The 21347-nt window shown below is 72.4% G+C and carries 22 protein-coding genes and 3 tRNA genes; 5 read left to right on the forward strand and 20 right to left on the reverse strand.

Going from position 1 to position 21347, the window contains the following annotated elements; all coding sequences use genetic code 11:
- Positions 1-15 precede the first annotated feature (15 nt).
- Positions 16-1059, forward strand: coding sequence for an adenosine deaminase (locus ABR737_RS20680; protein WP_350251624.1), 1044 nt, complete (start codon positions 16-18; stop codon positions 1057-1059).
- A 41-nt stretch (positions 1060-1100) separates the two neighbouring features.
- On the opposite strand, the gene ABR737_RS20685 is transcribed toward ABR737_RS20680, so the two are convergent.
- From ABR737_RS20685 to ABR737_RS20710, 6 genes are all read right to left on the reverse strand, one after another.
- Positions 1101-2156: a UDP-N-acetylmuramate dehydrogenase gene (locus ABR737_RS20685; protein WP_350251625.1), complete on the reverse strand. Its 1056-nt coding sequence runs from the start codon at positions 2154-2156 to the stop codon at positions 1101-1103.
- Between the two features lie 61 nt (positions 2157-2217).
- On the reverse strand, positions 2218-2652 hold the full coding sequence (locus ABR737_RS20690; protein WP_350251626.1) for a MaoC family dehydratase: 435 nt from the start codon (positions 2650-2652) through the stop codon (positions 2218-2220).
- Position 2653: 1 nt separating this feature from the next.
- Positions 2654-3106 (reverse strand): FAS1-like dehydratase domain-containing protein, encoded by a 453-nt coding sequence (locus ABR737_RS20695; RefSeq protein ID WP_350251627.1) that lies wholly within the window; start codon positions 3104-3106, stop codon positions 2654-2656.
- Positions 3107-3190: 84 nt separating this feature from the next.
- Entirely contained in the window at positions 3191-3355 is a 165-nt protein-coding gene (rpmG, locus tag ABR737_RS20700; RefSeq protein ID WP_006604855.1) for a 50S ribosomal protein L33, read from the reverse strand.
- Between the two features lie 86 nt (positions 3356-3441).
- Positions 3442-3514 (reverse strand) — tRNA-Met (locus ABR737_RS20705).
- A 46-nt stretch (positions 3515-3560) separates the two neighbouring features.
- Positions 3561-3633: transfer RNA gene (locus tag ABR737_RS20710), tRNA-Thr, on the reverse strand.
- Between the two features lie 182 nt (positions 3634-3815).
- Between ABR737_RS20710 and ABR737_RS20715 the strand changes: the two genes are divergently transcribed.
- The 3 genes from ABR737_RS20715 (at position 3816) to ABR737_RS20725 (ending at position 6347) form a co-directional block, all read left to right on the forward strand.
- Entirely contained in the window at positions 3816-5078 is a 1263-nt protein-coding gene (locus ABR737_RS20715) for an amidohydrolase family protein (RefSeq protein WP_350251628.1), read from the forward strand.
- A gap of 76 nt (positions 5079-5154) precedes the next feature.
- Positions 5155-5823, forward strand: a complete 669-nt coding sequence (locus ABR737_RS20720) for an NAD(P)H-binding protein (RefSeq protein ID WP_350251629.1) — start codon at positions 5155-5157, stop codon at positions 5821-5823.
- 191 nt (positions 5824-6014) lie between these two features.
- Positions 6015-6347, forward strand: coding sequence for a hypothetical protein (locus tag ABR737_RS20725; RefSeq protein WP_350251630.1), 333 nt, complete (start codon positions 6015-6017; stop codon positions 6345-6347).
- Positions 6348-6443: 96 nt separating this feature from the next.
- Here the strand turns inward: ABR737_RS20725 and ABR737_RS20730 are convergent.
- A tRNA-Tyr gene (locus ABR737_RS20730) sits at positions 6444-6525 on the reverse strand.
- Positions 6526-6715: 190 nt separating this feature from the next.
- Between ABR737_RS20730 and ABR737_RS20735 the strand changes: the two genes are divergently transcribed.
- Complete coding sequence (locus ABR737_RS20735) at positions 6716-7204, forward strand: YajQ family cyclic di-GMP-binding protein (RefSeq protein ID WP_018090929.1); 489 nt, start codon at positions 6716-6718, stop codon at positions 7202-7204.
- 131 nt (positions 7205-7335) lie between these two features.
- Here ABR737_RS20735 and ABR737_RS20740 read toward each other — a convergent pair whose 3' ends face one another.
- The 13 genes from ABR737_RS20740 to ABR737_RS20800 form a co-directional block, all read right to left on the reverse strand.
- A complete protein-coding gene (locus ABR737_RS20740; protein ID WP_093492406.1) occupies positions 7336-7728 on the reverse strand; it encodes a YccF domain-containing protein in 393 nt (130 codons plus the stop codon).
- A 132-nt stretch (positions 7729-7860) separates the two neighbouring features.
- Positions 7861-8721: a zinc metalloprotease HtpX gene (gene htpX, locus ABR737_RS20745; protein ID WP_350251631.1), complete on the reverse strand. Its 861-nt coding sequence runs from the start codon at positions 8719-8721 to the stop codon at positions 7861-7863.
- Between the two features lie 284 nt (positions 8722-9005).
- Entirely contained in the window at positions 9006-10583 is a 1578-nt protein-coding gene (locus ABR737_RS20750; RefSeq protein ID WP_350251632.1) for an NADH-quinone oxidoreductase subunit N, read from the reverse strand.
- The gene (locus ABR737_RS20755) at positions 10583-12280 is read right to left on the reverse strand and encodes a complex I subunit 4 family protein (protein WP_350251633.1); all 1698 of its coding nucleotides are present in this window, start codon (positions 12278-12280) and stop codon (positions 10583-10585) included. Before ABR737_RS20755 ends, ABR737_RS20750 begins: the two co-directional genes overlap by 1 nt.
- A gap of 156 nt (positions 12281-12436) precedes the next feature.
- Positions 12437-14434, reverse strand: coding sequence for an NADH-quinone oxidoreductase subunit 5 family protein (locus ABR737_RS20760; RefSeq protein ID WP_350251634.1), 1998 nt, complete (start codon positions 14432-14434; stop codon positions 12437-12439).
- On the reverse strand, positions 14431-14793 hold the full coding sequence (gene nuoK, locus ABR737_RS20765) for an NADH-quinone oxidoreductase subunit NuoK (protein WP_350251635.1): 363 nt from the start codon (positions 14791-14793) through the stop codon (positions 14431-14433). Before nuoK ends, ABR737_RS20760 begins: the two co-directional genes overlap by 4 nt.
- Complete coding sequence (locus ABR737_RS20770; RefSeq protein ID WP_350251636.1) at positions 14793-15434, reverse strand: NADH-quinone oxidoreductase subunit J family protein; 642 nt, start codon at positions 15432-15434, stop codon at positions 14793-14795. The genes nuoK and ABR737_RS20770 overlap by 1 nt, the downstream gene beginning before the upstream one ends.
- Positions 15431-16093 (reverse strand): NuoI/complex I 23 kDa subunit family protein, encoded by a 663-nt coding sequence (locus ABR737_RS20775; RefSeq protein WP_350251637.1) that lies wholly within the window; start codon positions 16091-16093, stop codon positions 15431-15433. Before ABR737_RS20775 ends, ABR737_RS20770 begins: the two co-directional genes overlap by 4 nt.
- Positions 16090-17058, reverse strand: a complete 969-nt coding sequence (locus ABR737_RS20780; protein WP_350251638.1) for a complex I subunit 1/NuoH family protein — start codon at positions 17056-17058, stop codon at positions 16090-16092. Before ABR737_RS20780 ends, ABR737_RS20775 begins: the two co-directional genes overlap by 4 nt.
- The gene (locus ABR737_RS20785) at positions 17055-18374 is read right to left on the reverse strand and encodes an NADH-quinone oxidoreductase subunit C (protein ID WP_350251639.1); all 1320 of its coding nucleotides are present in this window, start codon (positions 18372-18374) and stop codon (positions 17055-17057) included. Before ABR737_RS20785 ends, ABR737_RS20780 begins: the two co-directional genes overlap by 4 nt.
- Positions 18371-19054, reverse strand: a complete 684-nt coding sequence (locus ABR737_RS20790; RefSeq protein WP_350251640.1) for an NADH-quinone oxidoreductase subunit B — start codon at positions 19052-19054, stop codon at positions 18371-18373. The genes ABR737_RS20785 and ABR737_RS20790 overlap by 4 nt, the downstream gene beginning before the upstream one ends.
- Positions 19045-19446 carry an NADH-quinone oxidoreductase subunit A gene (locus ABR737_RS20795; RefSeq protein ID WP_328386124.1) on the reverse strand — a complete coding sequence of 134 codons (402 nt, stop codon included), beginning with the start codon at positions 19444-19446 and terminating at the stop codon, positions 19045-19047. The genes ABR737_RS20790 and ABR737_RS20795 overlap by 10 nt, the downstream gene beginning before the upstream one ends.
- A 242-nt stretch (positions 19447-19688) precedes the next feature.
- Positions 19689-21227: a CpaE/TadZ family protein gene (locus ABR737_RS20800; protein ID WP_350251641.1), complete on the reverse strand. Its 1539-nt coding sequence runs from the start codon at positions 21225-21227 to the stop codon at positions 19689-19691.
- Positions 21228-21347 lie beyond the last annotated feature (120 nt).

Genomic DNA, 21347 nt, shown 5'->3' on the forward strand with positions numbered 1-21347 from the left:
CGGCAAGATCTTGGGATGGAGAGCGTTCGTGCCCGCGGCGGAGCCGCACCTCGAGACCTGCGCCGACTGCCGAAGGCCCATCTGCACCTGCACTTCACCGGTTCGATGCGGTCCGCGACCCTGCTGGAGCTCGCCGACAAGTACGGCGTCCATCTGCCCGAGGCGTTGCGGGGCGGTGAGCCGCCCCGGCTGAGGGCCACGGACGAGCGCGGCTGGTTCCGCTTCCAGCGGCTCTACGACATCGCGCGGTCGTGCCTGCGGGAACCCGACGACATCCGGCGGCTGGTCCGCGAGGCAGCCGAGGAGGATGTCCGCGACGGGTCGCGCTGGCTGGAGATCCAGGTCGACCCGACCTCGTACGCACCGCGGCTGGGCGGGCTGATCCCGGCCCTGGAGATCATCCTGGACGCGGTGCACGGTGCCTCCCGTGACACCGGGCTCGGCATCCGCGTCGTGGTCGCCGCGAACCGCATGAAGCACCCGCTGGACGCCCGCACGCTGGCGCGTCTCGCGGTGCGCTACGCCGACCGGGGGGTGATCGGCTTCGGGCTGTCCAACGACGAACGCCGCGGTTTCGCCCGGGACTTCGACCGTGCCTTCGCCATCGCCAGGGAAGGCGGGCTGCTGGCGGCACCGCACGGCGGCGAGCTGTCGGGGCCGTCGAGCGTCCGGGACTGCCTGGACGATCTGCACGCCGGCCGGGTGGGGCACGGCGTACGGGCCGCGGAGGACCCCGTGCTGCTGCGCCGGCTGGCCTCGCGCGGGGTGACCTGCGAGGTGTGCCCGGCGTCGAACGTGGCGCTGGGGGTCTACGAGAAGCCCGAGGACGTGCCGCTGCGGACGCTCTTCGAGGCCGGCGTGCCGATGGCGCTGGGCGCGGACGATCCGCTGCTGTTCGGCGCGCGGCTGGCCGCGCAGTACGAGATCGCCCGCACCGCACACGGCTTCACGGACGCCGAACTGGCCGAACTCGCCCGGCAGTCGGTCCGCGGCTCGTGCGCCCCGCAGGACGAGCAGCAGCGGCTGCTGACGGAGATCGACGGCTGGCTGGGCGGGTAGCGGCCGCCGAGCCCGTCCTGCTTCTTGCCCGGCTGTCTCTTCTAGAGGCTGACGCCGACCGTGACCGGTTCGTTGACGAGCGTGACGCCGAAGGCGGCATGGACACCGTCGCGGACCTCGCGGGCCAGGGCGAGCAGGTCCTCCGTGGTGGCCCTGCCGCGGTTGGTGAGCGCGAGGGTGTGCTTGGTGGAGATACGGGCCGGGCCGCTGCCGTAGCCCTTGGTGAAGCCGGCCCGGTCGATGAGCCAGGCGGCGGAGGTCTTCACCAGGCCCTCGCCGGCCGGGAAGGCGGGCGGGGCGACGTCGGGGCCGAGGCGGTCCCGGGCCCGCTGGAGGAAGGCGGTGTGCTCGGCCTCGGTGAGGATCGGGTTGGTGAAGAAGGAGCCGGCCGACCAGGTGTCGTGGTCGTCGGCGTCCAGCACCATGCCCTTGCCGGCGCGCAGCGCCAGGACGGTCTGACGGGCGACGGCGGCCGGGACCCGGTCTCCGGCCTCGACGCCGAGGGCGCGGGCCGTCTCGGGGTACTTCAGGGGCGCGGAGAGGCCTCCGGCGTCCTCCAGGGCGAAGCGCACCCGCAGCACCACGAACCGATCGGGGTGCTCCTTGAAGCGGCTGTGGCGGTACGAGAAGCCGCACTCCTCGTTCGGGAGGGTGACCGTCTCGCCGGCCCGGCGGTCGTAGGCGACGACCTCGGTGATCGTGGCGGAGACCTCCTGGCCGTACGCGCCCACGTTCTGGATCGGGGTGGCGCCCGCCGAGCCGGGGATGCCGGCCAGGCACTCGACACCGGCCAGTCCGGCTTCGACCGTACGGGCGACCGCGTCGGACCAGTTCTCGCCGGCGGCGAGGGTGAGGTCCGTGCCGTCGAGCGCGAAGCCGCGGGTGGCGATGCGCAGGGCCGTGCCGTCGAAGCCCTTGTCGCCGATCACGAGGTTGCTGCCGCCGCCGATGATCAGCAGCGGGGTCCCGGCTTCGTCGGCCGCGCGGACGGCCGCGATCACCTCGTCGTCGGTGGTGGCCGTGACGAGGCGGGTGGCCGGTCCGCCGAGGCGGAAGGTGGTCAGCGGGGCGAGGGGCGCGTCGTGGAGTTCCTGCACGCGCCCAAGGGTACGGGGGCGGTCCGGCGATGCCCGGCCGGCCGCCCCCGCACGGCTCCGCTCAGGCGAGACGGACCACGGCGCGGGACATGCCCAGCACCTTCTGGCCCGCGCTCATCGCGGTGAGGTCGACCCGGACCGTACGGTCGTCGTCGTCCAGCTTGGCGGCGACCTTGGCGGTGACCTCGATCAGGGCACCGGTCTCGTCGTTGGGGACGACGACGGGCTTGGTGAAGCGCACGCCGTACTCGGCGACCGCGCCCGGGTCACCAACCCAGTCGGTCACCACCCGGATCGCCTCGGCCATGGTGAACATGCCGTGGGCGATGACGTCCGGCAGTCCGACCTCCTTGGCGAACTTCTCGTTCCAGTGGATCGGGTTGAAGTCGCCGGAGGCGCCCGCGTACCGGACGAGCGTGGCGCGGCTCACGGGGAAGGTCTGCGCCGGGAGTTCGGTGCCGACCTCGACCTCGTCGTAGGAAATCGTGGCGGTCATCTCAGGCCTCCTTCGCGGCGCGTGCCACCAGCTTGGTGACGGCGGTCACGACATGCTCGCCCGCCTCGTCGTGCACCTCACCGCGGATATCGATGATGTCGTTGCCCGCCATGGACTTGATGGCCTCGATGGTGGAGGTGACGCTCAGCCGGTCCCCGCTGCGCACCGGCCGGGTGTAGGCGAACTTCTGGTCGCCGTGCACCACCCGGCTGTAGTCCAGACCCAGTTGCGGATCCTCGATGACCTGGCCCGCGGCCTGGAAAGTGATCGCGAACACAAAGGTCGGCGGCGCGATCACATCACAGTGCCCGAGTGCCTTGGCCGCTTCGGCGTCCGTGTAAGCGGGGTTGGTGTCACCGATCGCCTCGGCGAATTCGCGGATCTTTTCCCGGCCGACCTCGTACGGGTCGGTGGGCGGGTACGTGCGTCCGACAAAAGACTGGTCGAGCGCCATGGGCTCGCAACCTCCCTGTACTGATGGTGATAACGCCGTGAGGCCGCCCCCACGAATGGGGACGGCCTCACGAACGAGCCTGTGTTATCGCGTCTCGCGGTGCGCGGTGTGCGAGTTGCAACGGGGGCAGTGCTTCTTCATCTCAAGACGGTCCGGGTCGTTACGCCGGTTCTTCTTGGTGATGTAGTTCCGCTCCTTGCACTCCACGCAGGCCAGCGTGATCTTCGGGCGGACGTCGGTGGCAGCCACGTGAGTGCTCCTTGACGGAAATGGACGGATGAACGCATAAAAGAGTAGCCGATCGGAGGACCGACCCCACAATCGGCTACTGTCAGTAGCGGTGACCGGACTTGAACCGGTGACACAGCGATTATGAGCCGCTTGCTCTACCGACTGAGCTACACCGCTGCGATGCGAGGGGATCCCGTCCGAAGACGGGAACCTCACACATCAGAGCCCCAATACGGAATCGAACCGTAGACCTTCTCCTTACCATGGAGACGCTCTGCCGACTGAGCTATTGGGGCGAGCGATGAAGACATTACACGGCCCGCCGCCAAACGTGAAATCCGTATCCGGGCCGTGCCCCAACGGCCCCGCGCACCACACCGGTACGACTATTCCGCGCCTGCGCGAAGCTCTCCCGGCAGCGCCCTAGGCTCGGAAGAACGCTGCGTGATCTTGCACGCCGGTGGCTTCGAGGAGCGCGATGTCCGACAGCAGTTCGCCGCAGCCCCAGCCGGGAAAGCCCGGCGGCGGCGGCCGCTACGCCAGGTCGGACAGCGGTGCGCTGGTGCTGTGCGGCGCCCGGCTCGCCGACGGCAGGACGGTGGACGTACGGCTCGGCGGCGGGTGCATCGAGGCCGTCGGAACAGCCGGCAGCCTCGCCCCGCAGGGCGCCCGCGTCGACCTCGCCGGCTACCTCCTGCTCCCCGCCCCCGCCGAACCCCATGCGCACTGCGACACCGCCCTGACGGCGGACGCCGAGGGCCCCGCCTCGGGGTCCCCCGAGGACGTCCAGCGGCGGACGACCGAGGCCGCGCTGCTGCAGCTGGGGCACGGCGCCACCGCTTCGCGCAGCCACGTCCGGATCGGCGACGTACAGGGCCTGCGTTCGCTGGAGGCGGTGCTGCAGGCCCGCCGGTCGCTGCGCGGGCTGGCCGACCTGGCGGCGGTCGCGGTGCCGCGGGTGCTGACCGGGGTGGCCGGGGCGGACGGGCTGGCGATGCTGCGGGACGCCGTGAAGATGGGCGCCGCGGTCATCGGCGGCTGCCCGGACCTCGACCCCGATCCGGCCGGGTACGTCGAGACGGTCCTGGAGCTGGCCGGGGAGCACGGCTGTCCGGTGGATCTGCACACCGACGGTGACGATCCGGCGCGGCTGGCGCGGTTCGCGGCGATGTCCGGCGGGCTGCGGCCGGGTGTCGCCCTCGGGCCGTGCTCGGGGATGGCACGGATGCCGCGGAGCGTGGCGGCGCGGGTCGCCGAGCAGTTGGCGGCCGCCGGGGTCGCCGTCGTCTGTCTGCCGCAGGGCGACTGCACGGGGCTGGAGCGGTACGGCTCGCGGGTGTCGCGGCCGGCGCCCGTACGGCTGCTGCGGGCGGCCGGGGTGCGGGTGGCGGCGGGCAGCGGGGCGCTGCGGGACGTGGCGAACCCGGTCGGGCGGGGCGACCCCCTGGAGGCGGCCTATCTCCTGGCTTCCCTGGGGGAGGCGACGCCGGATGCGGCGTACGAGACCGTGAGTTCGGCGGCGCGGGCGACGCTGGGCCTGCCCGAGGTGCGGGTCGAGGCGGGCTTCCCGGCGGAGCTGCTGGCGGTGCGCGGCGAGCGGATCGCCGGGGTGCTCTCGCTGGCCTACAGCCGGATCGTGATCCACCGCGGGCGGGTGGTCGCCCGTACCAGCGCGGTGCGGGAGTACTGCGACTCGGCGGCGGAGGTGGCGCTGGAGCTGCCGCGGCAGTCGCAGCGCTGAGCCACGGCGGCGAGAAGGCCCCGGCCCCCGGCCGGTCCCGCACCGCGCGACGGGCCTTCGGCGTACGGTCGGGATCATGCGCATTGTCATCGCAGGTGGACATGGTCAGATCGCGCTGCGGCTGGAGCGGTTGCTCGCCGGGCGCGGGGACGAGGTCGCGGGCATCGTCCGCCGGCCGGAGCAGGCCGGCGATTTGCTGGCCGCGGGCGCCGAGCCGGTGGTCTGCGACCTGGAGTCGGCGTCGGTGGAGGACGTCGCCCGGCACATGGAAGGCGCCGACGCGGCCGTCTTCGCGGCGGGTGCGGGGCCGGGCAGCGGCAGCGAGCGCAAGGAGTCGGTGGACCGCGGCGCGGCGCGGCTCTTCGCGGACGCGGCCGAGGCCGCGGGCGTACGGCGTTTCCTCGTCATCTCCTCCATGGGCGCGGACCGCGAGCCCCCCGAGGGCACCGACCCGGTCTTCGCGGCCTACCTGCGGGCCAAGGCCGCCGCCGATGCGGACATCCGGTCCCGGGCCGGCCTGGACTGGACGATCCTGCGGCCGGGCATGCTGACGAACGACCCCGGCCCCGGCCTGGTGACGCTGGCCGACGCGACCGGCCGCGGCCCCGTCCCGCGCGACGATGTCGCCGCCACCCTGATGGCACTCCTCGACGAACCGGGCACGATCGGCAAGACGTTGGAGCTGATCGCCGGGGATGTGCCGGTGGTGGACGCGGTGCGGGCGGTGTCGGCGGCGCAGCGGTAGGACGGCTGCCGGGTGCCGAAGGACACACCGGGCCCCGTTCCGCCCCGGCCCGTCGGCGCGGAACGGGGCCAGCTGTTCACTGCGGACCGGCTTGCGCTGCGGGCGCCGGCCCACGGCAGTCGCGGTGCCGTGCTCGACCGGGCGAAAGAAGCGTTCGGGAAGGAAGCGTTCGGGAAGGAAGTCTTCGGACAGTGACGACGACCACCCGCCCCGGAAATCCCGGTGGCCGACTGCTCATCGGCACCTTTGTGGGGGCATGTCTCCTGGTCACGGTGGAGGCGCCGCCGGCCTTCGTCACCCTGGTCCAGCTCATGCCCCGCGGCGAAGAGGCTGTCGAGTTCGACGCGGCGGCGGAGTTCGCGCTCCTCAGCAAGCTCGGCAACGGCTGGGCCGTGCTCTGCCTCGCCCTCACGCTTCCCTTCGTGAGGACACGGAGGCTGCGCCCCTGGTGGTACGCGCCGCCCCTCGCCCTGCTCGCGGCGCTGACGGTACGGCTCGTCGTGTTCCCGCCGTACGGAAGCTGACCCGGCGCGCGGAACGCAAGGCCGGCCGCGCCCGAAGACGCATGGCAAAAGGCCCTTGGCCTGCGATAGTCGCAGGCCAAGGGCCTTTGCTTCCTGTGGCGGCGCCAGGATTCGAACCTGGGAAGGCTGAGCCGGCAGATTTACAGTCTGCTCCCTTTGGCCGCTCGGGCACACCGCCAAGGTTTGCTGCCGGGAGACCCGCTGTGGGGCGGCGCTCCGTGGCAACGACGTAAACCATACCCGATGGCTGGGGGTGGTTCGCCACTCGATTCGGGAGCGCTGGATCTTGGCCGGGTGGCTAGGCTTGGCAGGCGGGCCCGGGAAGGGCCGCAGCCCTGACGGATCTACGTACGAGGAGCCAACTCAACATGGCCGACTCCAGTTTCGACATCGTCTCGAAGGTAGAGCGGCAGGAGGTCGACAACGCCCTCAACCAGGCCGCCAAGGAGATCTCGCAGCGCTACGACTTCAAGGGCGTGGGCGCGTCGATCGAGTGGTCGGGCGAGAAGATCGAGATGCGGGCCAACGCCGAGGAGCGGGTGAAGGCCGTGCTCGACATCTTCCAGTCCAAGCTGGTCAAGCGCGGGATCTCGCTGAAGGCGCTGGACGCCGGTGAGCCGCAGGCCTCGGGCAAGGAGTACAAGATCTTCGCCTCGATCGAGGAGGGGATCTCGCAGGACAACGCCAAGAAGGTCGCCAAGATCATCCGCGACGAGGGCCCGAAGGGCGTCAAGGCGCAGGTGCAGGGCGACGAGCTGCGGGTCAGCTCGAAGAGCCGGGACGACCTGCAGGCGGTGCAGCAGCTACTCAAGGGCAAGGACCTGGACTTCGCCCTGCAGTTCGTGAACTACCGGTAGCAGCCCGGCTTTCGGGTGCCACGGGATGGGGCGGCGCGTTTCGGCGTGCCGCCCCACCGATGTGTCGGGGCGGCACGCCGAGGAGCGGCACGCCTGCCCGGGCGGTCCCCGGGCAGGCGCTCAGCAGGCTGTCAGCGGGCGGCGAACGGCTCGTCGGTGGGGACGATGTCGCGGCCCAGGGGCATCAGGGAGACCGGGATCATCTTGAAGTTGGCGATGCCGAAGGGGATCCCGATGATCGTCACGCACAGGGCGATGCCGGTGATGATGTGGCCCAGAGCCAGCCACCAGCCCGCGAAGATGATCCAGATGACATTGCCGATCGCCGATCCGGCGCCGGCGTCGTCGCGTACGACCGTCGTCCGGCCGAAGGGCCACAGGGCGTAGCCCGCGATCCGGAAGGACGCGATGCCGAACGGGATGGTGATGATCAGGATGCAGCAGATGATGCCCGCGAAGACGTAGCCGAGCGCCAGCCAGAAGCCGCTGAGGACCAGCCAGAGGACGTTGAGGATGAACTTCATGATCAGCAGCCTTCCACGGGCACGGCGGAGAATGTATCTGCCGTGCTAGACGCGCTGAGCCCGGTGAATCGTTGCGTTCATGATGCGCCGGGCGTCTGCTGACGGCCACCGGTCCCGGCGGACGCGGCGGTGTCAGGGGCGGTGGCCCGCCATGTTTTCGAGGCGGGCGATCCGTTCGTCCATCGGGGGGTGGGTGGAGAAGAGCCGGGACAGGCCGCCGCCGCGGAACGGGTTGGCGATCATCATGTGGCCGGCGGTCTCCAGGCGCGGCTCGGGCGGGAGCGGGAGCTGCCGGGTTCCGGTCTCCAGCTTGCGCAGCGCGGAGGCCAGGGCCAGCGGGTCGCCGGTGAGCTGGGCGCCCGCGGCATCGGCCTCGTACTCGCGCGAGCGGCTGACGGCGAGCTGGATCAGCGAGGCCGCGACCGGCCCGAGGATCATGATCAGCAGCATGCCGAAGAGGCCGGGGCCCTCGTCGTCGTCGGAGCGGCCCAGGGGAATCAGCCAGGCGAAGTTGACCAGGAACATCACGACGGAGGCCAGCGCGCCGGCGACGGAGGAGATCAGGATGTCGCGGTTGTAGACATGGCTGAGCTCATGGCCGATCACGCCGCGCAGCTCGCGTTCGTCGAGCAGCTGGAGGATGCCGTCGGTGCAGCAGACCGCGGCGTTGCGGGGGTTGCGGCCGGTGGCGAAGGCGTTGGGTGCCTGGGTCGGGGAGATGTACAGGCGCGGCATGGGCTGGCGGGCCGCGGTGGAGAGCTCACGGACCATGCGGTAGAGCTGTGGCGCCTCGAACTCGCTGACCGGGCGGGCGCGCATCGCCCGCAGGGCCAGTTTGTCGCTGTTCCAGTAGGCGTAGGCGTTGGTGCCCAGGGCCACGACGACGGCGATGATCAGGCCCGTACGGCCGAACAGGCTGCCGATGACGATGATGAGGGCGGACAGGCCCCCGAGGAGTACGGCGGTCCTGAGCCCGTTGTGCCGGCGGTGCACGGTACGCCCTCCAAGCGGTGCGGCAGGGGAACCCTGTGCTGCGTTTCTCCACTGACCAGTGGACCCTTACTCACTGGTCAACGCGAGATGAACGAGCCAGGTTCCCTTGTGCACCGGCGGCACACCGGGGAGGGCATGCGGGCGCGCCCGCCGGGGAGGGGCGCCGTAGGGGCGGGATGGAGGCCGGTGTGGGCGCCGTGGGGGCGTTGGTGCCCGCCCCCGTGGGGGCGCCGGTGTCCACCCGTGGGGCCGCCGGTGAGGGCTTCCGTGGGGCGGGTCGGCCGTTAGAGCAGTGCCCCGGAGGCGAAGCGCAGGACGAGCTGCGGGGCGCCGGAGAGGGCGATGCCGAGGACGGCGGCGAGTCCGATGGCGGTGGCCAGGGGGGCCGGGACCGCGGTGCGGGCCGGGTGGCCCGCGGGGGCGGGGGTTCCGCCGGCCCCTGCCGTATCGCCGGTGCTCGCGGCTTCCCCGGTGCTCGCGGTTTCCTCTGCTCCCCGGAAGAGGACCGTGGTCCACTGCAGGTAGTAGTAGAGCGCGATCACGACATTGACGGCCATGATCACGGCGAGCCAGGCCAGCCCCGCGTCGACGGCCGCGGAGAAGACCGTGACCTTGGCGAACAGGCCGATGATGCCGGGCGGCAGTCCGGCGAGGCAGAGCAGGAAGAAGCCGAGGGCGAGCGCCACGACGGGCCGCTGGTGGTACAGGCCCCGGTAGTCGGTGATGCGGCCCGCGGGGCTGGTGCGGGCCACCAGGGCGGCGACGGCGAAGGCGCCGAGGTTCACGGCCGCGTACATCAGGGCGTAGGCGACGGTGGAGCCGATGGCGTGCCCCGGGTCGTGGGCGTAACCCGCCGCGGCGATCGGGACCAGGAGGTAGCCGGCCTGGCCCACCGAGGACCAGGCGAGCAGGCGTACGGCGCTGTGCGCGCGGCGGGGGTCCTGGCGCAGGGCCGCGACGTTGCCGACGGTCATGGTGAGTGCGGCGAGGACGGCCAGTGCCGGGCCCCAGACGTTCGCGTACGAGGGGAAGCCCCGGACGGTGACGAGGATCAGGCCGGAGAAGCCGACGGCCTTGCCCACCACGGAGAGGTAGCCGGCGATGGGCAGCGGCGCGCCGACGTAGGTGTCCGGCACCCAGAAGTGGAAGGGGGCGGCGGCCGTCTTGAAGGCGAAGCCGACCAGGGTGAGGGCGACGCCGGCGCTTGCCAGGGTGGCCAGCCGCGGGTCGGGGAGGTCGGTGAGGGCGTGGGCCACCCGGGAGAGGTGCAGGCTGCCGGTGGCCGCGTAGAGGAAGCTCACGCCGAGCAGCATCACGGCGGTGGCGGCCACCGAGGACAGGAAGAACTTGAGGGCGGCCTCGGAGGAGAGCCGGTCGCCGCGCCGCAGGCCGACCAGCGCGAAGGCGGGCAGGGAGGCGACTTCGAGGGCGATGACCAGGGTGGCGAGGTCGCGGGAGGCGGGCAGCAGGGCGGCGCCTGCCGCCGAGGAGAGCAGCAGGAACCAGTACTCGCCGGCGGGCAGGTCCTGGTCCTTGAGGGTGTCGATGGACAGCAGGGCGGTCAGCAGCGCCCCGCCGAGCACCAGGAACTGGATGACCAGGGCGAACGGGTCGGCCGCATAGCTGCACACGTCCGGGTGGGCGGGCAGGCAGAAGGTGCGGCGGTCGCCGTCCAGGAGGGGCAGCAGGGACAGCGCGGCGAGCGCCAGGCCCGCGGTCGCGATCCACCCCAGCAACGGCTTGCGGGCCGCCGGGAGGAAGAGGTCGGCGACGAGGATCACCAGGGCGACGGCCGCGGCGAGGGTGGGCGGCGCGAGGGCGAGCCAGTCGACGGACTGGACCAGAGAAGTCGCCGTGCTCATCACTTACCGCCTCCGAGGAGCTGCTGGACGGCCGGGTCGGTGAGGCCGAGGAGGGCTGCGGGCCACAGTCCGGCGAGGACGGTGAGGACGGCGAGGGGGGTCCAGGCCGCGTACTCGTAGCGCGCGATGTCGGGGATGACGGGGGCCGGTACGGCCGGGGCCGTGGTGGCCGCTTCGGCCGCCGTCGCGATGCCCTCCTCGACGGCCGGGGCGGGTTCCACGGCCGCCGGGGTGCCGCCCATGCAGACACGGCGGACGACGAGCAGCAGGTAGGCGGCGGTCAGCAGGGTGCCGAGGCCGGCCAGCGCCATGAACGTCAGGAAGGCGGGGCGGCTGAGGCCGGCGGCCGGCCGGAAGGCGCCGAACATCGCCAGCATCTCGCCCCAGAAACCGGCCAGCCCGGGGAGGCCCAGCGAGGCGACCGCCCCGAAGGCGAGCAGGCCGCCGAAGCGGGGGGCCTTGCCGTAGAGGGCGGCGCCGGTGCCGTACGGGAGGGGCGCGGCGGAGCCGCTCGTTGAGGGGCGGTGGTCGGGCGACGGGCGGGACAGGGTGTCGAGGTCGGTGCTGCCGTAGCGGTCCTTGAGGGCGCCGACCAGGAAGAAGAGCAGGCCGGTGATGAGGCCGTGGGCGATGTTGGCGAAGAGCGCGCCGTTGACGCCGGTGGGGGTCATGCTGGCGATGCCGAGCAGGACGAAGCCCATGTGGCCGACGGAGCTGTAGGCGATCAGGCGCTTGAGGTCGCCCCCCGCGCCCTTGCGTACGAGGGCGAGGCAGGCGAGCGAGCCGTAGATGATGCCGATGGCGGCCAGCGCGGCGAGGTAGGGCGCGAAGGTGTGCATGCCCTCGGGGGTGATGGGCAGCGCGATCCGCACGAAGCCGTAGGTGCCCATCTTCAGCAGGACGCCGGCCAGCAGCACCGAGCCGACGGTGGGCGCCGCGGTGTGGGCGTCCGGCAGCCAGCTGTGCAGCGGCCACAGCGGGGACTTGACGGCCAGTCCGATGCCGATCGCGAGCACCGCCAGGAGCTGAACCGTGTGGCTGAGCTGGGCTTTCGGCCCGTTGTCAGTGGCGAGTGCCACCATGTCGAAGGTGCCGGATTTCACGCCGATGAGGAGGAGGCCGAGCAGCATCACGACGGAGCCGAGCAGCGTGTAGAGGATGAACTTCCAGGCCGCCGCCTGCTTTTCCGCGCCGCCCCAGCGGGCGATGAGGAAGTACATCGGGATGAGGACCATCTCGAAGGCGAGGAAGAACAGCATCAGGTCGAGGACGGCGAAGCTGGCGAGGGTGCCGGCTTCGAGAGTGAGCAGCAGGGCCACAAATGCCTTGGGGGACGGGCCCTTCGGCATGTGGAAGTAGCTGTAGAGCGCGCAGAGGAAGGTCAGCAGCGCGGTCAGGACGACAAGGGGGAGCGAGATGCCGTCGACGCCGAGGTGGATGCGGATGTCCAGCGCCGGGATCCAGCTGATGTCGGTGGTGGCCTGCATACGGGCCGGGTGGTCGTGGTCGAAGCCGGCGGCCAGCGCGAGGGCGGCGGCGAGCACGACGCCGGTGACGGTCACGCCGTGGCGCAGCACGGCCTGGCCGGGGTTGCGGCCCTTGAGGCCGGGGGGCGCCGGGAGCAGGGCGCCGGCCGCGCCCAGCAGGGGGAGGACGACGACCGCCGCGAGGAGGTACTGCAAAGCGGTGGGGTTCACGGGTCAGGCCCTCCTGCGGGTTTCGGCTCCGGCGAGCCCGGCCACGAGGGGCGTCGGCTGGGGGTGCGGGGTGCGGCCATCAGGGGTGCGGGCGCCAGGGGTGCGGCCATCGGGCGTACGTGCACCAGGGGTGTGCGGCATAGGCATCGGCATGGGTCAGGCTCCCGTGCCCGTGGCGACGAGGACGGCGGCGACGGCCAGGACGAGCGAGCCCGCGAGCAGCGCGGCGAGGTAGGTCTGCACGTTTCCGGTCTGGGCGCGGCGGACCGCGGCGCCCAGCAGGCGGGGGGCGGCGCCCGCGCCGCGGACGTAGGTGTCGACGACCGCGCGGTCGAGGAAGCGGACGAGCGTGGCCGCGGCGCGTACGGGCCGGACGAAGAGGGCGGAGTAGACGGCGTCGAGGTGGAAGCCGACCGCCGCATGACGCTGCAGCGGGCCCAGGAGGAGGCGGCCGGGGTCGGCCGGGTCCGGGGCGGCGGCGTTGTCGCCGTAGGCCGGGGCGTGGGTGTCGATGGCCACCTCCTCGGCGAGCGCGGGGGTGGCGTCCGGAGCGGCGACGACCGCGCCGAGGGGGATGCGGGCGGCGAGCGCGGTGGTGTGCCGCCAGGCCGCATAGGTGACCAGGCCGCCGACGAGGGCGGTACCGGTGCCCAGGACGGAGGTGGTCAGGGTCGGCGCGAGCGAACGCCCGTCGAACCAGCCGGGCAGGAAGGGGGCGGCGAGGCCGAGCGCGACGGTCGGGAGGAAAAGCACCCACAGGACGGCGTTCATGGCGACCGGCTGCGGGCCGTGGGCGGGGGCTTCGGCGCCCTTGCCCTTGAAGACCAGCAGCCACAGGCGGGTGGCGTAGGCCGCGGTGAGGAGGGCGGTCAGCAGTCCGGAGACCAGCACGGTCCAGCCGGCCGCGCCGGGGATGCCGTGCGCATGGCCGGTGGCGGCGTGTTCGGCGGCGCCCAGGACGGCTTCCTTGGAGAAGAAGCCGGCGAACGGCGGGATCGCGGCGAGCGCCAGCAGCGCCACGGTGACCGTCCAGTAGGCGTCCGGGATGCGCCGGGCCAGGCCGCTCATCCGGGACATGGCGGCCAGCGAGTTGGTGCCGGCGGCGTGGATGATCACGCCGGCGCCGAGGAAGAGGAGGGCCTTGAACGCACCGTGCGAGATGAGGTGGAAGACGGCGGCACCGCGGTCGCCGACGGCCAGGGCGCCGAGCATGTAGCCGAGCTGTCCGACCGTCGAATAGGCCAGCACACGCTTGATGTCGTCCTGGGCCAGTGCGGCCAGCCCCGAGCCGACCATGGTGAGCGCGGCCATGACGGCGAGCACGACCAGCGCGGCCGCGGAGGCGGCGAAGACGGGGAGGAGACGGGCCACGAGATAGACACCGGCCGCCACCATCGTCGCGGCGTGGATCAGCGCCGAGACGGGCGTCGGGCCGGCCATCGCGTCGGGGAGCCAGGTGTGCAGCGGGAACTGCGCCGACTTGCCCGCGACACCGGCCAGCAGCAGCAGCGCGATCAGCGTCGGATGGTCCAGGCCGCCGGCGGCGACGGAGCCGAGGATGCCGGTGATCCGGAAGGTCCCGGCATCGGCGGCCAGCGCGAAGATGCCGAAGAGGAAGGGGACGTCGCCGAGCTTGGTGACGAGGAAGGCCTTGAGGGAGGCGGCGCGGGCGGCCTCGGTCTCCCAGTAGTGGCCGACGAGGAAGTAGGAGCAGATGCCCATGACTTCCCAGCCGACCAGCAGCAGCATCAGGTCGCCGGTGTAGACGACCAGCAGCATCGCGGAGGTGAAGAGCGAGACCAGCGCCGCGTAGGAGGGGTAGCGCGGGTCGTCGCGCAGATAGCCGGTGGAGTAGATCTGCACACAGGTCGCCACGACGCCGACCAGGACGGCGATCAGCGCGGCGAAGCCGTCGATGTGCAGGGCCAGGTCGATGGGGATCGAGCCGGTCGGGGTGAGCTCGGTGGCGATGTCGGTGGCCGGCCCTGTGCCCTGTCCGAGGGCGACGGCCACGGTGAGCGCGGCCGCGGCCAGCGTCGGCAGCACGGCCAGCGGCCGGACGAAGCCGGGCGCCCGCCGGCCCAGGAGGAGACCGGCGACGGCCCCGAGGAAGGGCAGGAGGGGAACGAGAACGGCGGTGGTGGTGAGGGTCACGCGGCGGCCTCCGCCGTGGTGTCCGGCTGCGGGTCCCCGTCCGCAGCGCCCGTCTTCTCGGCGAGATCGCGGAGCCGGTCGATGTCGGAGCTGCCGCGGTTGCGGTAGACGAGCAGCACGATCGCCAGGCCGATGCCGATCTCGGCGGCGGCGATCGCGATGGTGAAGAGGGTGAGGGCCTGGCCGGTGTGCAGGGTGTCGCGCAGCCAGACGTCGAAGGCGACGAGGTTGAGGTTGACGGCGTTGAGCATCAGCTCGACGGACATCAGCACCAGGATCGCGTTGCGGCGCGCGAGCACGCCGTACAGCCCGGTGCAGAAGAGGAGGACGGCGAGGACGGCCGGGTAGACGAGATGCATCAGCGCTGCTCCTCTCGCGGGGCGGGGGCGGCGGGGGCCCGGGAGGCGGCAGGGGCCGGCGAGGCGGCGTTGTGGAGACCGGCCGCAGCGGACCGCTCCTCCCCCGTCCTGCGGGACAGCACGATCGCCCCGACGAGCGCGGCCAGCAGCAGCACGGACAGCGCCTCGAAGGGCAGCACCCAGTACTGGAAGAGGCTGCGTCCGGAGGCCTCGGTGGAGCCCTGGGCGGCGCCCTCGAAGCTGATCCAGGTGGTGCGGAAGGCATCCACGACGACCCAGACCAGGGCGGCGGCCGAGGCGAGGGCCACCGCGAGCGCGGCCCAGCGGTTGCCCGAATCGGCGTCCGGGGAGCGGCCGATGGGCGCCTTGGTGAGCATCAGCCCGAAGAGCAGGAGGACGACGACGGAGCCGACGTAGATCAGCACCTGCACCCAGGCGATGAACTCGGCCGTCAGCAGCAGGTATTCGACGGCGATCCCGCCGAGCGCGACGACCAGCCAGAGGGCGGCGTGCACCAGCTGCCGGGTGGTGACGGTGATGACGGCCGCGCCGAGGGTGGCGATCCCGACGAGGAGGAAGGCGATCTCGACACCGGAGGTCGAGAGGAAACCGTGGCCGGCTGCGGTGGCGGCGAGCGTCACTGTCCCTCCCCAGGGGTGTCCGGTCGGTTCCGGTCCGTGGCCTCGTCCGCTGTCGGGTCCGTGGCCTGGTCCGGGGTCCGGTCCGCGGCCTCGTCCACCGCCTGGTCCTGGGCCTGGGCGGCCTCGGCTTCGGCCTGCTGCTGGGCGGCAAGCTTGTCGGCCGCCTTGCGGGCGGCGGCGAGCTCCTTGGGCTCCTCGGCCGCCGGGTCGAGCGCCGGCGGTTCGGGCACCGTCCACATCCACTCGCGGAGCTTGTCGCGCTCATGGGTCAGATCGCGGATGTCCGTCTCGGCGTACTCGAACTCCGGTGACCAGAAGAGCGCGTCGAAGGGGCAGACCTCGATGCAGATACCGCAGTACATGCACAGCGCGAAGTCGATCGCGAAGCGGTCCAGCACATTGCGGCTGCGCTCCCGGCCTCCGGGGGCGGCCGGCGGCACCGTTTCCTTGTGGGAGTCGATGTAGATGCACCAGTCCGGGCACTCACGGGCGCACAGCATGCAGACCGTGCAGTTCTCCTCGAACAGCCCGATGACGCCACGGGTACGGGGCGCGAGGTCGGGCTGGACGTCCGGGTACTGCGCGGTGACCGATCGTTTCGTCATCGTCCGCAGGGTGACGGCCAGCCCCTTGGCGAGTCCGGAACCGGGGAAGCTCATGACGAGATCACCACCTTGACGACGCCGGTGAGGGCGATCTGGGCGAGCGAGAGCGGGATGAGGACCGTCCAGGCGAGCTTTTGCAGCTGGTCCTCGCGCAGCCGCGGGTAGGTCACCCGCAGCCAGATGACGCCGAAGGCGAGGATCACGGTCTTCAGCAGCGTCCACAGCCAGCCCAGGCCGTCGGCGCCGAACGGGCCGTGCCAGCCGCCGAGGAAGAGGACGGAGGTCAGGGCGCAGAGGACGACGATCCCGGCGTACTCGGCGAGCAGGAAGAGCGCGAAGCGCAGTCCGGTGTACTCGGTGTAGGCACCGAAGATGATCTCCGAGTCGGCGACCGGCATGTCGAACGGCGGCCGCTGCAGCTCGGCGAGCCCCGCGGTGAAGAAGACCACGCCGCCGACGATCTGCCACGGCACCCACCACCAGTGGAAGGCCTCGATGATGCCGGGCAGGGAGAGCGTGCCGGCCGCCATGGCGACGGAGGCCGCGGCGAGCAGCATCGGCAGCTCGTACGCGAGCAGCTGCGCGGCCGTCCGCAGACCGCCGAGCAGCGAGAACTTGTTCGCCGAGGCCCAGCCCGCCATCAGCGAGCCGAGCACGCCGACGCCCATCACGGCGAGCACGAAGAAGATTCCGGCGTCCAGCGCCTGTCCCACGGCGTTGTGCGGGCCTATCGGGATGGCGACCAGGACCAGGAGGTACGGCAGCAGGGCGACGGCGGGCGCGAGCTGGAAGATCCGCCGGTCGGCGCCGGCCGGAACGATGTCCTCTTTCTGCGCGAACTTCACACCGTCGGCGACGAGCTGCGCCCAGCCGTGGAAGCCGCCCGCGTACATGGGACCCAGCCGGCCCTGCATATGGGCCATGACCTTGTGCTCGGTCTGCCCGATGACCAGGGGGAAGACGAGGAAGACGACGAAGACGGCGGCGAGGCGCAGCGCGATGTCGAGGGCGTCGCTCATGGGGTGTCGCCTCCTTGCTCCGGCTCCGGCTGCTCCTTGGGCTCCGTCGGCTCTGCCTGTTCCTTCGGCTCTGCCGTTTTCTCCGGCTCCGGTTTCTTCTCCGGCTCCGGCTTCTCCTGCGGCTGCTTCTCCGGCTCGTCGAAGGCCGGACGGGCGTGGTGCCAGGGCGCGTCCGAGGAGCGCGGGGCCGCCTCCTTCGGGGGAGCCGCCGCGGCCTCCTTGGCCGGGGTCTGTGCCGACGGGGTCTCGGCCGACGGGGTCTCCGTCGACGGACCCTCCTTGGGCGAAGCCGCCTCGGAGGCCCCCTTGGGCGAAGCCGCCTCAGGGGTCACCTCGGTCGCGGCAGCCTCGGTCGCGGCAGCCTCAGTTGCGGCCGCGGCTGCCTCAGCCGCCTGCCGCTGGGCGGCCGAACCCTCGCTCGCCGACCGCGTACGCCGCGCCGGGCGCTCCGGGCGCTCGGGACGTGCTTCGGCCGCTGGGGTCCCGGCCGCCTCCCCCGCTGCCTGCTGCTGACCGGCCGAGCCTCCGGCCGCGGTCCGCGTACGCCCCGCCGGCCGCTCACCCGCGGCACCACCGGCCGCACCGGCCGCACGTGCACCACCGGCCGCCCGCGCACCCCGCGCCGGACGCGCAGGGGCAGGCGGCAGCTGGCCCTTCAGCGGGCCCCACTCGTTCGGGTCCGGGACGCCGGGGGGCAGCATCTGGCGGCGCTTGGGCCCGCCGTGCTCGGACTCCCCCGGTTCCTTGGCCCCCGGCCATGCCTTGGCGACCCGCGCCGCCAGCACGAAGTCCTTGCGCAGCGGATGCCCCTCGAAGTTCTCCGGGAGCAGCAGCGGTACGAGGTGCGGATGGCCGGTGAAGTCCACACCGAACATCTCGTGGGTCTCCCGCTCGTGCCAGCCCGCGCCCGCGTACACACCGACGGCGGTGGGGAGCGCGGCCGCCTCGTGCGGCACGGTCGTCCGCACGATCAGCCGGTGGACGGTACCGGGCCGCGACACATCGGCGAGGTGCGCACAGATCCGGAAGCCGGTGCCGGGCTCGTCGACGGCGCTCAGCCAGTCGAAGTAGCTGCAGCCGAGCGCGTCGCGGGCGGCCGTCAGCGCGGTGAGCCAGCCGTTCACGGGGACGTCGACGGTCAGCACCTCGTACGCCAGCTCCGCCGTGGCCCCCGCACCGAAGATCTCGCTCGCGGGCCGCGGCAGCCAGCCGACAACGGGCTCGGCGACCGGCTGCCCGGTCTGCTCGCCCTGCGTGTCACCCTGTGCGTCGGTCTCCGCCTGCTGCTCCGGCCGCCGCTCCGGCTGCTCGCTCATCGGGGCTCCTCCCCCGCCGCCTTCGGCTCATCCGCCGGTGCCGTGGTCTCCTGCGCCGGCTTCGGCGCGGGCGGCGTGACCAGCCCGCTGCGCAGTGCGGCGGCGGAGGGGCGCGCGGCGCCGCCCTTCGCGTACCGCTCCCCCAGCGACTCGCGGGCGATCTTCTCCTGGAGCTTGAGGATGCCCTGGAGCAGCGCCTCCGGACGCGGCGGGCAGCCCGGTACGTACACATCCACGGGAATGATCTGGTCGACGCCCTTGGTGACCGAGTACGAATCCCAGTACGGGCCGCCGCAGTTGGAGCAGGCCCCGAAGGAGATGACGTACTTCGGCTCGGGCATCTGCTCGTAGAGCCGCTTGACCGCGGGCGCCATCTTGTCGGTGACCGTGCCGGAGACGACCATCAGGTCGGCCTGGCGCGGGCCGGGCGCGAACGGGATCACGCCGAGCCGGATGAAGTCGTGCCGTGCCATGGACGCGGCGATGAACTCGATGGCGCAGCAGGCGAGGCCGAAGTTGAAGACCCAGAGGCTGTAGCGGCGGCCCCAGTTGAGGACCACCTTCATCGGTTCGGGCGCGAGCCGGGCCAGGGTGCCCAGGCGCCGCGGCTCCGGCAGGAACTGCGGGGCGGCGCCCTCGGACGCGGCTGCGGAGCTGTGGGAGGCGGGGGTCACGTCCATTCCAGGACGCCCTTCTTCCATGCGTAGAGCAGGCCGATGGTGAGGAAGCCGAGGAAGATGAACATCTCCACCAGCGTCACACCACCGAAACCGGGGGCGGCAAAGATCGTCGCCCAGGGGAAAAGGAAGATCGAGTCGACGGCGAAGATGACGTAGAGGAAGGCGTACACGTAGTAGCGGACCTGGGTGTGTGCCCAGCCCTCGCCGACGGGGTCCACGCCGCACTCGTACGTCAACAGCTTCTCGGGCGTCGGCACCACGGGCCGCAGCAGCCGCCCGGCACCGAAGGCCACGGCCACGAAGAGCACCCCGATCACGGCGATGATGCCGACGACCGAGTAGCCCTGGAAATAGTCCGCGGCGACGGTGGTGCCCACGGTCGCGTCCGGCACGTCCGCCCCTCGCTCCCTGACTGCGCTTGTTTCAACGACTTCGACGATCTGTACGGATCGGAGTCTAGGCCCTGCCCCGGCCGCGGTGAGCAGCCGGATCGTCGCGGACGGTGGGGTTGTCCCTACTTCGCCCTACCTGGGCGGCCGGCAGCGTAGACGGCGCGGACGGTTGTCTCAGAAGGTGTCTCACGGAGCGGACGGGCACGGGGTGGCTCGGGCGGGGCGGGACACCTTCTGCCGCGTCACCGGGGCGGCCCTGCGTGGGGGTGGGCGGGGCCGGGGTGGACGGGGCCGGGGTAGACGGGGCCGGGGTGGACGGGGCCGTCGTGAGCGGGACCGGCGTGAGCGGGGCCGGGGTATGCGGGGCCGGGGTAAGCGGGGCCGGGGTAAGCGGGACCAGGGTGGACGGGGCCGGAGGGGGCGCCGTCCGGGGCTGCCGGGGCGCTCCCGCCCGTACGCTGCCGGCCCGGGCCGCGCGAGACGGCCCGGTTCATCGCCTCGGCCGCGATCCGCGCCGCCGCCTGCAGCGTCCGCTCGCCGAGCAGCTCGGTGCGGATCGCACCGCCCGCCGCGAGATGGCGGTCGTAGGGAAGCGGGAGCACCGTCGCGCCGCCGACGCTCAGATGCTCGGTGGCCTTGCGCAGGTCCAGCCCGGAATCGGGGGACACATGGCTGAGAACCACCACTGTCGTCGGCAGCATGCCGGGGTGGAGCCCGCCGGCCCAGTCCAGTACCGAGCGGGTGGCCGCCACTCCCTCCGGGGTCGCCGGGGAGACCAGCACCCTCGCCTGCGTCGTCACCAGCGCGGTACGCGCCACCTCGGCGGGCAGCGTCTCGCAGTCCACGACGGTGGTCGCGAAGTACCGGCGCAGGGACGTCATCACCACCCGGTAGGTGTCGATGTCCAGCCTCGTCCCGATGGCGCCCTGGCTGCCCGGCAGCAGCCAGCCGCCGCCGGGGAACGGGATCAGATAGCCGGTCAGGTCCGTGATCAGCATCGACGGATCCACTATCTGCGCCAGGTCGGTACCCGACCAGCGCACTTCTCGTGCGCCCAGCCGGTGCGGCAGCGTGCCGAGCGCTGGATCGGCCTCGACCGCCAGCACCGGATCGGCGCGGTAGTGCGCATAGGTGAGGGCCAGCAGGGCGGCGACGGTGGACTTGCCCGCACCGCCCCGGATGCTCGTCACGGAGATCTGCCGGCCGGTGGCCACCGGCTGCTGGATGGCGTGGGCGGTCTGGGTGACGGCGGCGGTCTCCGCGGCGGGCGACGAGGCGATCGCCCGCCGTACGGCCCGCCCCGCACGCTGCGCGACCGACTCTCCGTGCCGCGGCTTGGACCGCAGCGCGTCCAGCTCGGGCGGCAGCAGCGGTACCGAGACGGGCGTCGGCTGGGACCTGAGCAGGCGCGTGGGCTGGGACCTGCGCACGGGGGTGGGCGTGTGAACAGGGGCGGGCGGGGGCGGCGCGGTGGAGGGGGCTGCCGCGGTGGAGGGGGGTGGCGTGGTGGGCAGGGGCGGCATGAGGGGAGGGGGTGCGGTGGTGTGGGGGGCCGTGGCGGCGTGGGGCGCCACTGTGGTGTGGGGGGCACCCGTGCCGTAGGTGACCGGCACGTCGTAGGGGACCGGCACGTCGTAGGTGACCGGCACGTCGTGGGCGGCCGGCGCGGGTGCCTGTCCCGGTACGGCTGCCGGTTCCGGTGCGCGTGCCGGTTCCGGTACGGGCTGCGGCGGCGGAGCGGCAGCCGGCAGCGGTCCTGCCGAGGGCATGGCAGCAGGCATGACGGGCGGCGTCACGGGTGGCGTGACGGGGGGCATGGCAGGAGGTACGGCAGAAGGCATGGCGCCGGGCGCGACCGCACCGGCGTCCGGCGCGTCCGGCGCGTTCGGCTCCGCCCGCGC

The organism is Streptomyces sp. Edi2 (assembly GCF_040253635.1).
Classification (GTDB): Bacteria; Actinomycetota; Actinomycetes; order Streptomycetales; family Streptomycetaceae; genus Streptomyces.

Excerpts from the sequence above, each read along its gene's own strand:
- ABR737_RS20680 (WP_350251624.1), top strand. The coding sequence starts at position 16 with ATGGAGAGCGTTCGTGCCCGCGGCGGAGCCGCACCTCGAGACCTGCGC.
- ABR737_RS20690 (WP_350251626.1), bottom strand. The coding sequence starts at position 2,652 with ATGACCGCCACGATTTCCTACGACGAGGTCGAGGTCGGCACCGAACTC.
- ABR737_RS20695 (WP_350251627.1), bottom strand. The coding sequence starts at position 3,106 with ATGGCGCTCGACCAGTCTTTTGTCGGACGCACGTACCCGCCCACCGAC.
- ABR737_RS20715 (WP_350251628.1), top strand. The coding sequence starts at position 3,816 with ATGTCCGACAGCAGTTCGCCGCAGCCCCAGCCGGGAAAGCCCGGCGGC.
- ABR737_RS20720 (WP_350251629.1), top strand. The coding sequence starts at position 5,155 with ATGCGCATTGTCATCGCAGGTGGACATGGTCAGATCGCGCTGCGGCTG.
- ABR737_RS20735 (WP_018090929.1), top strand. The coding sequence starts at position 6,716 with ATGGCCGACTCCAGTTTCGACATCGTCTCGAAGGTAGAGCGGCAGGAG.
- ABR737_RS20740 (WP_093492406.1), bottom strand. The coding sequence starts at position 7,728 with ATGAAGTTCATCCTCAACGTCCTCTGGCTGGTCCTCAGCGGCTTCTGG.
- ABR737_RS20750 (WP_350251632.1), bottom strand. The coding sequence starts at position 10,583 with ATGAGCACGGCGACTTCTCTGGTCCAGTCCGTCGACTGGCTCGCCCTC.
- nuoK (WP_350251635.1), bottom strand. The coding sequence starts at position 14,793 with ATGCATCTCGTCTACCCGGCCGTCCTCGCCGTCCTCCTCTTCTGCACC.
- ABR737_RS20775 (WP_350251637.1), bottom strand. The coding sequence starts at position 16,093 with ATGAGCTTCCCCGGTTCCGGACTCGCCAAGGGGCTGGCCGTCACCCTG.
- ABR737_RS20780 (WP_350251638.1), bottom strand. The coding sequence starts at position 17,058 with ATGAGCGACGCCCTCGACATCGCGCTGCGCCTCGCCGCCGTCTTCGTC.
- ABR737_RS20785 (WP_350251639.1), bottom strand. The coding sequence starts at position 18,374 with ATGAGCGAGCAGCCGGAGCGGCGGCCGGAGCAGCAGGCGGAGACCGAC.
- ABR737_RS20790 (WP_350251640.1), bottom strand. The coding sequence starts at position 19,054 with ATGGACGTGACCCCCGCCTCCCACAGCTCCGCAGCCGCGTCCGAGGGC.
- ABR737_RS20800 (WP_350251641.1), bottom strand. The coding sequence starts at position 21,227 with ATGCCTGCTGCCATGCCCTCGGCAGGACCGCTGCCGGCTGCCGCTCCG.